This window comes from Caballeronia sp. RCC_10 (assembly GCF_041360715.1).
In the GTDB taxonomy this organism is placed as follows: domain Bacteria; phylum Pseudomonadota; class Gammaproteobacteria; order Burkholderiales; family Burkholderiaceae; genus Caballeronia; species Caballeronia grimmiae.
In genome coordinates, this window is record NZ_JBFUPT010000005.1 from 255020 (window position 1) to 268633 (window position 13614).

At 63.4% G+C, this 13614-nt stretch carries 16 protein-coding genes; 5 read left to right on the plus strand and 11 right to left on the minus strand.

Features of this window, described 5'->3' with window-relative positions:
* Positions 1-94: 94 nt before the first annotated feature.
* From AB6804_RS12735 to AB6804_RS12780, 10 genes are all read right to left on the minus strand, one after another.
* Positions 95-841: an SDR family oxidoreductase gene (locus AB6804_RS12735; protein ID WP_035959469.1), complete on the minus strand. Its 747-nt coding sequence runs from the start codon at positions 839-841 to the stop codon at positions 95-97.
* Positions 842-852: 11 nt separating this feature from the next.
* Positions 853-1437 (minus strand): TIGR00730 family Rossman fold protein, encoded by a 585-nt coding sequence (locus tag AB6804_RS12740; RefSeq protein WP_370886742.1) that lies wholly within the window; start codon positions 1435-1437, stop codon positions 853-855.
* Positions 1437-2174: a TetR/AcrR family transcriptional regulator gene (locus AB6804_RS12745; RefSeq protein WP_035959467.1), complete on the minus strand. Its 738-nt coding sequence runs from the start codon at positions 2172-2174 to the stop codon at positions 1437-1439. Before AB6804_RS12745 ends, AB6804_RS12740 begins: the two co-directional genes overlap by 1 nt.
* A gap of 170 nt (positions 2175-2344) precedes the next feature.
* On the minus strand, positions 2345-2935 hold the full coding sequence (locus AB6804_RS12750; protein WP_370886743.1) for a diacylglycerol kinase: 591 nt from the start codon (positions 2933-2935) through the stop codon (positions 2345-2347).
* Positions 2833-3864 carry a glycosyltransferase family 4 protein gene (locus tag AB6804_RS12755; protein WP_370886744.1) on the minus strand — a complete coding sequence of 344 codons (1032 nt, stop codon included), beginning with the start codon at positions 3862-3864 and terminating at the stop codon, positions 2833-2835. The genes AB6804_RS12750 and AB6804_RS12755 overlap by 103 nt, the downstream gene beginning before the upstream one ends.
* A 29-nt stretch (positions 3865-3893) precedes the next feature.
* Positions 3894-4805, minus strand: a complete 912-nt coding sequence (locus AB6804_RS12760; protein WP_370886745.1) for a UDP-2,3-diacylglucosamine diphosphatase — start codon at positions 4803-4805, stop codon at positions 3894-3896.
* 90 nt (positions 4806-4895) lie between these two features.
* Positions 4896-5411 carry an RDD family protein gene (locus AB6804_RS12765; RefSeq protein ID WP_370886746.1) on the minus strand — a complete coding sequence of 172 codons (516 nt, stop codon included), beginning with the start codon at positions 5409-5411 and terminating at the stop codon, positions 4896-4898.
* 7 nt (positions 5412-5418) lie between these two features.
* A complete protein-coding gene (locus AB6804_RS12770; RefSeq protein WP_370886747.1) occupies positions 5419-6168 on the minus strand; it encodes a DUF3106 domain-containing protein in 750 nt (249 codons plus the stop codon).
* Positions 6169-6210: 42 nt separating this feature from the next.
* The gene (locus AB6804_RS12775; protein WP_370886748.1) at positions 6211-6678 is read right to left on the minus strand and encodes a DUF3619 family protein; all 468 of its coding nucleotides are present in this window, start codon (positions 6676-6678) and stop codon (positions 6211-6213) included.
* A complete protein-coding gene (locus tag AB6804_RS12780) occupies positions 6675-7238 on the minus strand; it encodes an RNA polymerase sigma factor (protein WP_035959461.1) in 564 nt (187 codons plus the stop codon). The genes AB6804_RS12775 and AB6804_RS12780 overlap by 4 nt, the downstream gene beginning before the upstream one ends.
* A gap of 366 nt (positions 7239-7604) precedes the next feature.
* Between AB6804_RS12780 and AB6804_RS12785 the strand changes: the two genes are divergently transcribed.
* The 5 genes from AB6804_RS12785 (at position 7605) to pssA (ending at position 12694) form a co-directional block, all read left to right on the plus strand.
* On the plus strand, positions 7605-9368 hold the full coding sequence (locus AB6804_RS12785) for an acetolactate synthase 3 catalytic subunit (protein WP_370886749.1): 1764 nt from the start codon (positions 7605-7607) through the stop codon (positions 9366-9368).
* Positions 9369-9475: 107 nt separating this feature from the next.
* Positions 9476-9967 carry an acetolactate synthase small subunit gene (gene ilvN, locus AB6804_RS12790; protein WP_008341906.1) on the plus strand — a complete coding sequence of 164 codons (492 nt, stop codon included), beginning with the start codon at positions 9476-9478 and terminating at the stop codon, positions 9965-9967.
* Between the two features lie 69 nt (positions 9968-10036).
* Positions 10037-11053, plus strand: coding sequence for a ketol-acid reductoisomerase (gene ilvC / locus AB6804_RS12795; RefSeq protein WP_035959458.1), 1017 nt, complete (start codon positions 10037-10039; stop codon positions 11051-11053).
* A 116-nt stretch (positions 11054-11169) separates the two neighbouring features.
* Positions 11170-11814 (plus strand): phosphatidylserine decarboxylase, encoded by a 645-nt coding sequence (locus AB6804_RS12800; RefSeq protein ID WP_244794445.1) that lies wholly within the window; start codon positions 11170-11172, stop codon positions 11812-11814.
* Positions 11815-11827: 13 nt separating this feature from the next.
* Positions 11828-12694: a CDP-diacylglycerol--serine O-phosphatidyltransferase gene (gene pssA / locus AB6804_RS12805; protein WP_035959456.1), complete on the plus strand. Its 867-nt coding sequence runs from the start codon at positions 11828-11830 to the stop codon at positions 12692-12694.
* A gap of 73 nt (positions 12695-12767) precedes the next feature.
* On the opposite strand, the gene AB6804_RS12810 is transcribed toward pssA, so the two are convergent.
* Positions 12768-13466 (minus strand): glycine zipper 2TM domain-containing protein, encoded by a 699-nt coding sequence (locus tag AB6804_RS12810; protein WP_370886750.1) that lies wholly within the window; start codon positions 13464-13466, stop codon positions 12768-12770.
* Positions 13467-13614 lie beyond the last annotated feature (148 nt).

Sequence of the window (13614 nt, forward strand, 5' to 3'; positions counted from 1 at the left end):
CAGTGTTACGCGTGATGGACTTCCAGCAGATGCTGATGCAACGCGGTATCAGGTCGAATTTCCGCCCGAGCCCACATGACGCGCTGCTCTCCGATCACCGCCCGCCCGTCACGTCGACGATCGCTCCCGTCACATACGACGACGCATCCGACAACAGCCACACGATCGATTCCCCGACTTCGTCCGCCGTGCCCGCCCGCCCGAGCGGCGTCTGCACGCCGAGCACCTGAGCGCGATCCGGCTTTCCGCCGCTCGCGTGAATCTCGGTTTCGATGAGGCCGGGGCGGATCGCGTTCACGCGCACGCCTTGCGGCCCGAGTTCCTTCGATAGCCCGATGGTCAGCACGTCGATCGCGCCTTTCGATCCGGCATAGTCGACATATTCGTTCGGCGCACCCAGCCGCGCCGCCGCCGACGACACGTTCACGATCGCGCCGCCCTTGCCGCCGCGCGAGCGCGAGAGACGCCGCGCCGCTTCGCGCGCGCACAGATACGCGCCGAGCACGTTGGTGTCGAAAATGCGCTTCAGACGGGCGACGTCCATGTCCGCCAGCGCCGACCCCGGCGCGACGATGCCCGCGTTGTTCACCACGCCATCGAGCTGGCCGAACGCCTCTTCCGTGGCATCGAACATCGCGATGATCGCGGCTTCGTCGCATACGTCGCCCTGGATGGCGATGGCCTTGCCGCCCGCGGCCTGCACGGCGGCGACGGTTTCATCGGCGGCACGGGCGTTGGTCGCATAGTTGACGCCGACCGACCAGCCGCGTGCGCCCGCGAGAATCGCAGCCGAACGGCCGATGCCGCGGCTTGCCCCCGTGATCAGGATGACTTTCGACATCGATTCGATCCTCAAACGACGTTGCGGTTTTCCGTCCACTTGTCGTGGGCGGGAGGCGTGTACGCTCCGAGCTTCGCGATCATCCCGCCGGGTTCGGCGGCGATCTGGATGAAGTCCAGATACGGCTTGCGCATGAACCCTTCGTCGACGGTATGGCGAAGCATCGACATCAGTGGCTCGAAATAGCCGTTCACGTTCAACAGGCCGACCGGCTTCTGGTGATAGCCGAGCTGCGCCCACGTGTAGACCTCGAAGAACTCTTCGAAGGTGCCGACGCCGCCGGGCATCGCGACGAACGCATCGGCCAGATCGGCCATTTTCTTCTTGCGCTCGTGCATGTCGGGCACGACGTGCAGTTCGGTGAGATCCGTATGGCCCACTTCCTTCGCGAGCAGCAACTCGGGAATGACGCCGACCGCGCGTCCGCCAGCGGCGAGCACTTCATCGGCAATGAGGCCCATCAAGCCGACACGGCCGCCGCCATACACGAGCGACAAGTTGGCCTCGACGAGCGCCCGGCCAAACGCTTTGGCCGCTTCGGCATAGACGGGGCGGGCTCCGGTCGCGGAGCCGCAGTAGACACAGACTGCCTTCATTATCGGGAATCCTTTGGTGTTTCGGTCTTCGATGCGGCAGCGGCATCGTCGCGCGGCGGCAGAAAGTCCGCATATTCGCGCTTGGCCAGTTTACCGGACACCAGGTCATCGAAAAGCTGACGCGAGCGGCCGCGCAGATACGGCGCCATGATCGAAATGATGTGCAGGCTCGCCTGATGCAGTTCCGCGCGGATCGCTTCCTGATCGTTGTACTTGCGCGGGTTCATCACGTACTGATACGACAGCCAGTACGTCGAGATCACGCCGATGTTCGTCGCGATCACCTTGATCTCGTCGGGCGTCGCGACCATCTCGCCATCGGCGACGAGCGCCTCGCACAACTGGCCGGCAAAGCGCACCTTGTGCGTGATGATCTGCTTGAAATGCGTTTCGAGGGTGCGGTTGCGCGCGAGCAGGTCGTTCAGGTCGCGATACAGGAACCGGTACGCCCACAGAAAATCGGCCATGTACTGCAGATAGGACCACATCTCGTCGATCGTCGGACGATGATCGTCCGGAAAGCGCAGCCGCTTCTGAATCTGCTGCTCGAACTGAGCGAAGATGCTGTTGATGATGTCGTCCTTGTTGCGGAAATGGTAGTACAGATTGCCTGGACTGATTTCCATTTCCTCGGCGATGGTCGTCGTCGTGACGTTCGGCTCGCCGATATCGTTGAACAACTTCAGTGACAGCTCGAGAATCCGTTCGCGGGTGCGGCGGGGAGGTTTCGCTTCCATGTCGTCCGACCTTGGCATCTGGCTCGCGCGGGCGTGCAGAGAGTGCTCCCGTCCGCTTCCGTTGCTATTTTTGAGAATATCGGACGATTATAAACCGCGTCTTTGCCTACCCGGGCTTGACTCTCGGGCAGGTGTTCCCCTTTTCTGAGATGGAGCAAAGTTTGGTGCGATCACTTCGCGGACGGGGCAAGCCACGCGGCGAGCGCAGGCGCGAGCGGCCATAGGATCAGCGTCCACGTGAGCACGCACGCGCCCAGCGCGACCATCACGGCGGCGCTGCCGAAGTCTTTCGCGCGCTTCGAGAGTTCGTGCCGTTCGAGCGAGATGCGGTCGATGGCCGCCTCGACGCTCGAATTGAGCAACTCGACGATGAGCACGAGCAGCACCGACGCAACCAGCGCCGCGCGCTCCACCGGAACGACCGGCACGACGACGCTGCACGGCAGCAGGATCGCGGCAAGCGTCAACTCCTGCCGAAATGCACTTTCCTCGCGAATCGCGACGCGCAATCCGGAGATCGAGTTCTTCATTGCGTGCCATGCGCGGGTGAGGCCGCGATTGCCTTTGTACGGATTGAAGGGCAGGTCGTCGGGGCCGAGCGGTTCGACGCGTTCCGCTTCGTCGTCTTCGGCGCGGTTGTCGGCGAGCGCGCGACGCGTCATGCAGCCGCCCGGTCGGAACTCGGCGCGCGCGGCTCGAATCGCCGCAAATGCGATGCGAACTGCTCCGACGCCACGCGCCACGAGAAGCGTTCGGCCCACGCGCGCGCATCGGCGCGATCGATCGTCAGCGCCTGCAGGCAGGCTTCGCGCAAGTCTTCGTTGAGCGCGCCGGGGCCGTGCTGACCGAGCACGTCGATCGGGCCCGTCACCGGAAACGCCGCGACGGGCGTGCCGCAGGCCAGCGCTTCGAGCAGCACGAGGCCGAAGGTATCGGTGCGGCTCGGGAACACGAACACATCGGCGGCGGCATAGACCTTGGCAAGCTCCGGCTGCGACAGCACGCCGAGATAGTTCACGCCCGCATAGCGCGACTTCAGTTCCGCGAGCGCCGGACCTTCGCCCGCGACCCACTTCGAGCCGGGCAGATCGAGCTTGAGAAACGCCTCCACGTTTTTCTCGACGGCCACGCGCCCCACGTAAAGGAAGATCGGCCGCGCGGTGTTGAGCACTTTCGAGTCCATCGGATGAAAGATGTCGAGATCGACGCCGCGCGTCCACAGCACGACGTTCGTGAATCCGTAGTGCTCGAGATCATCCTTGACGACTGGCGTCGGCGCCATCACCGCTTGCGAGGACCGATGAAACCATCGCAGAAACCGATACGTCGCCGCGAGCGGAATGCCGAAGCGCGCCTTCACGTATTCGGGAAAGCGTGTGTGGTACGCGGTCGTGAACGGCAGCTTGTGACGCAGCGCATACGCACGCGCCGCGAGCCCGAGCGGGCCTTCGGTGGCGATGTGCAGCGCGTCCGGATCGAACGTGTCGATGCGCTCGGCAACGCGGCGGCGCGGCATCAGCGACAGGCGAATCTCGGGATAAGTGGGGCAGGGAATGGTCCTGAATTCGAGCGGCGTGAGCATCTCCACGCGATGCCCCAGCGCCATCAATTCCTTGCGCGTGTTCTTCAGCGTTCGCACGACGCCGTTGACCTGCGGCTCCCATGCATCGGTCACGATCATGATTTTCATAGCAGTCCCGGATTGGATGACGCGTACGTTCAAACCGTCGCGTGCGTGGTGGCGTGGCGTTGACCGGACGCGCGCATGACGGTCCAGTAGACGATCTTCAGCTCGCCGTCATGGGTCTCGACGAGCGCGGAGAGGCTTTCGACCCAGTCGCCGTCGTTGCAATAGAGAATGCCGTCGATGTCGCGGATTTCCGCCTTGTGGATATGGCCGCACACGACGCCGTCGCAGCCGCGCCGGCGGGCTTCGTCGGTCATCACTCGTTCGAACTGCGAAATGAAGCTGACAGCGTTTTTGACCTGATGCTTCAGATACTGCGAGAGCGACCAGTAATCGAAGCCCAGCTTCGTTCGCACGCGATTGAACCAGCGGTTGAGCAGGAGAATCGCGGTGTAGGCGGTATCGCCGAGATAAGCGAGCCACTTCGCGTGCTGGATGACGCCATCGAAAAGATCGCCGTGCACGATCCACAGGCGCTTGCCCGCGAGCGTCGTGTGGAACGCTTCGCCGCGCACGTGAATGTCGCCGAACGCGAGATCGCAGAACTGGCGCGCGGCTTCGTCGTGATTGCCGGGAATGTAGACCACCTGCGTGCCCTTGCGCGCCTTGCGCAGGATTTTCTGCACGACGTCGTTGTGCGCCTGCGGCCAGAACCAGCCTTTGCGAAGCTGCCATCCGTCGATGATGTCGCCGACGAGATACAGATAGTCCGACTCGTGATGCCGCAGAAAGTCGAGCAGATAAGCCGCCTGGCAGCCGCCTGAGCCCAGGTGGATATCGGAGAGCCAGATCGTCCGGTAGCGGTGCGGACCGTCCGGGGAATCGCCTTCAGTGACCGGATCGGTGGTGTCGGGCGGAATGGACGGCAGCGTGAATCCGGTGCTGCGGAACCAGTAAGCCGAGGAGGAATCGATTGCCGGCGTGACTGACGAGTTCGAAGGCATTGGCTCGCGCATCGGGTTTCGGTATGCGCATTGCGCCATGCGGCCGTGACGGAGCCATGACGGTCACGAGAACTTCTTATTACGCGGCAATTATTTCGCCGTGCTTGCTTGTGTGGCGACGATGCGCGTGCCCGCGAGACGATCGTGCAGAAACTGGCGCGCCGGATCGAGCCGCACGGCGGCGGCCCACAGCGTCACCCAGACGCCGAGCACGACGAGCGTTTGCGGCACGGCCAGCGACATCAGCGGATGCAGCGCGAGCGGCGGCAGGAACCAGAGCCACGCGAGGGCGTAACGCGCGAGGGCGCGGCCGGGCTTGACCGGCTGACCGTGGGCATCGACGACTTTCATGCGCCAGGTTTTCATCGGCAAGGTCTGTCCGCCGTGCGTCCAGAACCACACGAAGTAGGCGGCAAGCACGATGCCGATCCACGACGCCAGCAGGTTGTGATGCGTGAGGCCGTTGCGCTGCTGCGTGAGCGTGCTGAACAGATAGCCGGCGATGAACACGACGCCGAACAGGATGACGCCTTCGTAGATCATGGTCGCGAGGCGGCGGCGCAGCGCGGGCGCGCGAAGCGGCGGGACGGTCGTGTCAGCGTTCATCGCGCGCTCACGACCCGTTGTACATCGACGGCGCTTGCTGCGGCGAAACGGGAATCGGCGTGGCGGGCACGATGCTCGCCGCGTTCGGGATGCCCGGCAGCGACGGCACAGCGGGCAGCGACGCCGATGCGCCCGATTCGCTTTGCGCGTGCCCGGCGGTGTGACCCTGCTCGCGTGCGGTGACGAGGCGGTTGATGTCCTTGACCTCGGTCTTGCCCGTCGGCGGCGCGCTGACGACAGTCGGACGGCGATTGTGCTCGCTTGCGGCGAGCTTCTTCTTCTGTTCGTCAGGGAGCTTCTGGTACGCGTCCCACGCGCGCTCGCGCTTGTCGAGCGGCACCGACTTCGAGACCTGATAATTTTCCCGCGCGACCTTGCGTTCGTCGGGCGTCAGGCGAACCCATTCCTGCATGCGCTGCTGCAGGCGCTTCTGCGCTTCCGGCGACATCCGGTGATAACGGGACGCGATCTTCAACCACTTCTGCTTGCGCTCGTCGCTGAAGGAATCCCACTGCGTAGCGAACGGCGCGAGCGCGACATGCTGCGCCTCGGTCAGGCGGTTCCAAGAAAGCGGATTCGCCGACAGTGCGGCGAGGGGCAGGACGTCGCTGTCAGCGGCGGCGCTCGCCCCGATGGGTGCGGCCACGGAAGCGGGGGAGGCGGGGGACGAGTAGAAACGCGGGTAAGTGGCGGCGAACGCGACCATACCCGCAATCGCGCAGCCAAAAACAATCGCGAGACCGCGCTTGTAACTCACCCGAAAATTCCCCCGCTGTATGCGTTGCTCGTTGGCCGATGCTTAGTGATTGCGCGTCAGGTATGCGTTGAACCCGTGGTCGAGATAGGCGTCGAGCGGCAGGCTGTCGCTCATCATGGCCGCGTCGATATCGGCGAGTTCGGCCTTGCGCTCCTGATCTTCCCAATACGCGACGCCCGCCAGCGCGACGGCGAGCGCGAGCACCGGCAACGCCAGCCCGAAGCCGCCGATCCGTGCGAACAGGCCCTTGTGCGAAGGCTCGCCGCCGGACCCGCCGGCGTCGCCCAGGCCGCCCGCCGCGCCGGCGAACGCGGGCGTAAAGGCCGGCGTGAAGGCCGGCGTGAAGGCGGCGACGGGTACTTTCTCCGGCTTCTTGCGCGCGAGCGCCGCCCGGCGCGCAAGCGCAAGGCGGTCGCTCGCAGCGGCCGGAATATTCGACGCATTTTCGTCGAGCGCGCGAATGAGTTTCAGCGCGAACTCGTTTTCGTTTAATTCAGGAGCGGAACTCATAGCGTGATCCCTTTGGCTTTCAGGGCTTGAGCGAGCGCATGCGTGGCGCGTGAACAGTGCGTCTTCACGCTGCCCTCGGAGCAGCCCATCGCGGCGGCCGTCTCGGCGACATCCATATCTTCCCAGTAACGCATGAGAAAAGCTTCTCGTTGACGCGCCGGCAATTTCTGAATTTCCGCGTCGATCAGATTCAGCACCTGTTCGCGCTCCAGCCTGTTCTCGCTGCTTTCGCTGCCCGTGCCGCCGCCTTGCGCTTCCAGCGTTTCGAGCGGATCGAATTCGTCGTCGTCCGCGCTGCCGAACGACGAAAACAGGCTCACCCAGGTGTTGCGGACTTTCTGGCGGCGGAAATAGTCGTGCGTCGCATTCTGAAGGATACGCTGGAACAAAAGCGGAAGCTCGGCGGACGGACGGTCGCCGTATTTTTCGGCGAGCTTGATCATCGCGTCCTGCACGATATCGAGCGCCGCGTCGTCATCGCGTACGGTGTAGACGGTCTGCTTGAACGCGCGTCTTTCGACGCCCGCCAGGAAGTCGGCGAGTTCCTTGTCTGATGCCATCCGTTGGGGACCCGGCGCAGCGAATTGCGTCGAAAGAGAATAGGGAGTTGCAGGGAAACCTGCGGATGCTAGCAAATTTTCGCCGCGCCCGGACAAATCGGGACGATTTGTTGCCGGAGAGGCGCATGGTCCGGGCGATTGAAGCCCGGTCCGCAAGATTGGCGCGCAATGATCGGAAAATTTTTGCTTGACCCGATGCGCAAAACCGGGCTATCTTTTCTGACTCGCATCATAAAGTGAAATGTCTGCTTTGAGGCGAGCCCAAGAAGCACGCCTGTCAAACCAAGACGCGCCGCTTGAACCCGAGCCACAAGCCCGGCAGAGAGCACCCGATCAATTTTTTGCCGAAAATTCGAAAGGTGATGAATGAATATGCCTAGCGCGGAATTCTCCACGTCGGATACCACTCCTCCCCAAGACGCTGACTCTATCGGTGCGACCGTGCTCATGCGCGCGCTCGCCGACGAGAACGTCGAGTTCATCTGGGGCTATCCCGGCGGCTCGGTACTCTACATCTACGACGAGCTGTACAAGCAGGACCAGATTCAACACATTCTCGTGCGCCACGAGCAAGCCGCCGTGCACGCCGCGGACGCCTATTCGCGTTCCACCGGCAAGGTCGGCGTATGCCTCGTGACTTCGGGTCCGGGCGTCACCAATGCCGTCACCGGCATCGCGACGGCCTACATGGATTCCATTCCGCTCGTCGTCATCAGCGGGCAGGTGCCCACTGCGGCCATCGGCCTCGACGCCTTTCAGGAATGCGACACCGTCGGCATCACGCGTCCCTGCGTGAAGCACAACTTCCTCGTGAAGGACGTGCGCGATCTCGCCGCCACCATCAAGAAAGCGTTCTACATTGCCCGCACAGGCCGTCCGGGTCCGGTGCTGATCGACATTCCGAAAGACGTGTCGAAGGCGCCGTGCCGGTACGAACCGGTCAAGAGCGTGTCGCTGCGCTCCTACAACCCGGTGACGAAGGGCCACTCCGGCCAGATTCGCAAGGCGGTGCAATTGCTGCTGTCGGCGAAGCGCCCGTATATCTATACCGGCGGCGGCATCATCCTCGCGGATGCGTCGCGCGAGCTGAACCAGTTCGCCGATATGCTCGGCTATCCGGTCACCAACACGCTGATGGGCCTCGGCGGCTACCGCGCGAGCGACAAGAAGTTCCTCGGCATGCTCGGCATGCACGGCACGTACGAAGCCAATATGGCGATGCAGCACTGCGACGTGCTGATCGCCATTGGCGCGCGCTTCGATGACCGCGTGATCGGCGATCCGAAGCATTTCGCGTCGTCGCCGCGCAAGATCATCCATATCGACGTCGATCCGTCGTCCATTTCGAAGCGCGTGAAGGTGGACATTCCGATCGTCGGTGACGTGAAGGAAGTCCTGAAGGAACTGATCGAGCAGCTTCAGCACGCCGAGCACGGTCCGGACACGCAGGCGCTCAAGCAATGGTGGGACGACATCGAAAGCTGGCGCGCGAAGGACTGTCTCGCGTACGACCGCAAGAGCGAGATCATCAAGCCGCAGTACGTCGTCGAAAAGCTCGCGGAGCTCACCGACGGCAACGCGTTCGTCTGTTCGGACGTCGGCCAGCACCAGATGTGGGCGGCGCAGTTCTATCCGTTCAACAAGCCGCGCCGCTGGATCAACTCGGGCGGTCTCGGCACGATGGGCTTCGGCCTGCCCGCCGCAATGGGCGTGAAGATGGCCTTTCCGGACGAGGAAGTCGTCTGCATTACGGGCGAAGGCTCCATCCAGATGTGCATTCAGGAGTTGTCGACCTGCAAGCAGTACAACACGCCCGTCAAGATCATTTCGCTGAACAACCGCTATCTCGGCATGGTTCGCCAGTGGCAGCAGATCGAATACAAGAAGCGCTACTCCAGTTCGTACATGGACGCGTTGCCTGATTTCGTGAAGCTCGCCGAGGCGTACGGTCATGTCGGCATCCGCGTCGAAAAGACCGCGGATGTCGAGCCGGCGCTGAAGGAAGCGCTGCGCCTGAAGGATCGCACCGTATTTCTCGACTTCCAGACCGATCCCACCGAAAACGTATTCCCGATGGTGCAAGCCGGTAAAGGCATCACGGAAATGCTGCTCGGGTCTGAGGATCTATAACGCGGTTCGTCTCGCGAGGCTCGCGCGCGCCTGTCTTCACAAAGGACATGCGTGGCGCGCGGGTTTCAGAGACGGGCTTTGACTGGAACCACATCGGGAAAAGACACATGAAACACATCATCTCCGTACTGCTGGAAAACGAGCCGGGCGCGTTATCGCGTGTCGTCGGGCTCTTTTCCGCGCGCGGCTATAACATCGAAACGCTGACGGTGGCGCCGACCGAAGACAGTTCGCTGTCGCGGCTCACCATCGTCTCCATTGGCTCGGACGACGTGATCGAACAGATCACGAAGCACCTGAACCGCCTGATCGAGGTGGTGAAAGTGGTCGACCTGACAGAGGGCGCCCACATCGAGCGCGAGCTGATGCTCATCAAGGTACGGGCGGTCGGCAAGGAACGCGAAGAAATGAAGCGGATGGCGGATATCTTCCGCGGCCGCATCATCGACGTGACCGAGAAGACCTACACCATGGAACTGACGGGCGCGTCCGACAAGCTCGACGCGTTCATCCAGGCGCTCGACGCCACGGCGATCCTCGAGACGGTTCGCACGGGCAGCTCCGGCATCGGCCGGGGCGAGCGCATCCTCAAGGTCTGACCGCCAGACCATCCAGTTAGCAGCGCAAACAAGCACACCAATTCACGCATCAGGACTCAAGGAACCACCATGAAAGTTTTCTACGACAAAGACGCCGACCTCTCCCTCATCAAGGGCAAGCAAGTGACCATCATCGGCTATGGCTCGCAAGGCCATGCACACGCGCTGAACCTGAAGGAAAGCGGCGTGAACGTGACGGTCGGCCTGCGCAAGGGCGGCGCTTCGTGGAGCAAGGCCGAGAACGCCGGCCTGCCGGTGAAGGAAGTGGCCGAAGCCGTGAAGGGCGCCGATGTCGTCATGATGCTGCTGCCCGACGAGCAAATCGCCGAGGTGTACAAGAACGAAGTGCACGCCAACGCCAAGAACGGCGCGGCGCTCGCATTCGCGCACGGCTTCAACGTTCACTACGGCCAGGTGATCCCGCGTGCGGATCTGGACGTCATCATGATCGCGCCGAAGGCTCCGGGCCACACGGTGCGCAACACGTACAGCCAGGGCGGCGGCGTGCCGCACCTGATCGCGGTCGCGCAGGACAAGTCGGGCTCGGCGCGCGACGTGGCGCTGTCGTATGCGGCGGCGAACGGCGGCGGCCGTGCCGGCATCATCGAAACGAACTTCCGTGAAGAAACCGAAACCGACCTGTTCGGCGAGCAGGCCGTGCTGTGCGGCGGCACCGTCGACCTGATCAAGGCCGGCTTCGAAACGCTGGTCGAAGCGGGCTACGCGCCGGAAATGGCGTACTTCGAGTGTCTGCACGAACTGAAGCTGATCGTCGATCTGATCTACGAAGGCGGCATCGCCAACATGAACTACTCGATCTCGAACAACGCCGAGTACGGCGAGTACGTGACGGGTCCGCGCATCGTCACGGAAGAGACGAAGAAGGCGATGAAGGCCGTGCTCAAGGACATCCAGACCGGCGAGTACGCAAAGAGCTTCATCATCGAGAACCGCGCGGGTGCGCCAACGCTGCAATCGCGCCGCCGCCTGACGGCCGAGCATCAGATCGAGCAAGTGGGCGAGAAGCTCCGCGCGATGATGCCGTGGATCGCGCAGAACAAGCTCGTCGACCAGTCGAAGAACTAAACGTGTCTGCGTGACCCCGCGTCACGGTTCTTGCTGCATCGAAAGCCGCCCGGAAGCCGCTGTGCGCCGGGCGGCTTTTGTTATCCTACGGTTTTTATAAAACACAGAACACGTTCATGAACTATCCTCATCCGATCATTGCCCGCGAAGGCTGGCCGTTTATCGCCATCGCGGCCGTCGTTGCCGTTCTCGTGCAGGCGATCGGCGGCTTCGGCTTCGCCTGGCTCTTCTGGCTGATCGTGATCTTCGTCGTCCAGTTCTTCCGCGATCCGCCGCGACCCATTCCCACTCAGCCGAACGCGGTGCTGTGTCCGGCGGACGGGCGCATCGTCGCGGTCGAGACGGCGCATGATCCGTACGCGGGACGCGAAGCGCTCAAGATCAGCGTGTTCATGAACGTGTTCAACGTCCACTCGCAGCGTTCGCCCGTGGACGGCGCGATCAGCAAGGTTCAGTACTTTCCCGGCGCGTATCTGAATGCGGCCGTCGACAAGGCGTCGACCGAGAACGAGCGCAACGCGATCGTCCTGCACACGGCGGCGGGGCATACAGTGACGTCGGTGCAGATTGCGGGTCTGATCGCGCGCCGCATTCTCTGCTACGTGCACGCCGGCGAGCCGCTCACGCGCGGCCAGCGTTACGGTTTCATCCGTTTCGGCTCGCGCGTCGATGTGTATTTGCCGGTCGGAAGCCGGCCACGCGTGTCGATCGGCGAGAAGGTGTCCGCCTCGTCGACCATCCTTGCCGAGTTCGCGGAATAACGCGGGGGGTCCGATGGCGGCATTCAAGACGCGCCGTAACCGCGCGAACGCGACGCCGCCGCGCGCGTTCCGCCGCAACAAGGCCATTCAGGACGTGGGCGTCGTCGAGACGCGGCGCGCGAAGCGGCAGCAGTTCCTGCGAAAGCGCGGCATTTATCTGCTGCCGAATGCGTTCACCACGGCGGCGCTCTTTTGCGGCTTCTTCGCCGTCGTCCAGGCGATGAACGTGCGCTTCGAGATCGCGGCCATCGCCATTTTCGTTGCGATGGTCCTCGATGGCATGGACGGCCGCGTCGCCCGCATGACGCATACCCAAAGCGCGTTCGGCGAGCAGTTCGACAGCCTCTCGGACATGGTGTCGTTCGGCGTCGCGCCCGCGCTCGTGATGTACGAATGGGTGCTGAAGGACCTCGGGCGCTGGGGCTGGCTCGCGGCGTTCGTCTACTGCTCGGGCGCGGCGTTGCGGCTCGCGCGCTTCAACACGAACGTCGGCGTGGTCGACAAGCGCTATTTTCAGGGTTTGCCGTCGCCGGCGGCGGCTGCGCTGATCGCCGGTTTCGTGTGGCTCGCCACCGATAACCGCGTGCCGCTCAAGCTCGTTTGGCTGCCGTGGGTCGCGTTCGTGCTGACGATCTACGCGGGCGTCACGATGGTATCGAACGCGCCGTTCTATAGCGGCAAGGCGCTCGACGTGCGGTATCGCGTGCCGTTCGCGGGCGTGCTGCTGATCGTGGTGGCGTTCGTGCTCGTATCGTCCGATCCGCCTGTGATGCTGTTTTGCCTCTTCGTGCTGTACGGATTGTCCGGCTACGTCTGGTGGGCCTACATGGCGATACGCGGCAAACCGAATCCCGCGCGCAGTTCGCAACGGGATCACTGAAGCGCGTTACACGATGCACAAGGCGGCGGTTCGCAAGACCCGCCGCCTTTTCTTCGCCTGACGCGTTGACCGGTCAACCCGCTTCCAGCACGCCGTTGCGCACGCGCACATGCTGGCCCTGCGCGAACGGCGGCTGCTGCTTGTACGTGAAATAACGCGTCTTGCCGTTTTCCATTCTGACGCGCACCGAGTAATCGGTTTCGCTGCGGATGTGCTTCTCCACCGAATTGCCCGCGAGACCGCCGCCGAGCGCGCCGAGCAGGGTCATCGCGGTCCGGCCGCCGCCACGCCCGAACTGGTTGCCGACGACACCCCCGGCCACCGCGCCACCGACCGCACCGATCCCCGTGCCGTGTCCTTCGCGACGCACGGCAGAGATGGATTCGACGGTGCCGCACGTCGAGCAGTACGCCGCTTTCGGCGGCGGCTGTTGCGCATAGGACGGTTGGGCGGGCGCTGGCTGGACGGGTGCCTGCTGCACGGGCTGCGGGGCGGGTTGTTGCACGACCGGTTGGGCGGGTGCGGCGGCAGGCGGGGCGGGGGGTACTGCCTGCTGCTGCGCGACGGCCGCCGTCTGCGTCTGCGGATTCTGCGCGGACGTACTCGACGCCCTGGGAAATACGCCGGTAATGGCTGCCGTAGCGGCAAGACTTGCGACGATCACCGCGCCCGCCGCCGTCGCGACGAGTGGATGCAGACGGCGTTGCTGCGGCAGCGGCTGGCTGGCGTCGGGAGAGGGCGCGGACGCGAGCTTGTTGGTCCCGTTATCCATGGTTGAACCTCCGTTCGAGGCGAAGTGCTAGACGGATCAATTTTGATGGGATTTTGCGTCTAGAGCTTTGCTGGTTTTGACCACTATTTTTCTTACTCGGAAGCACATCCGATGCCAGACGGCCAGTGCAGAAATAGAGCGAGGCGTT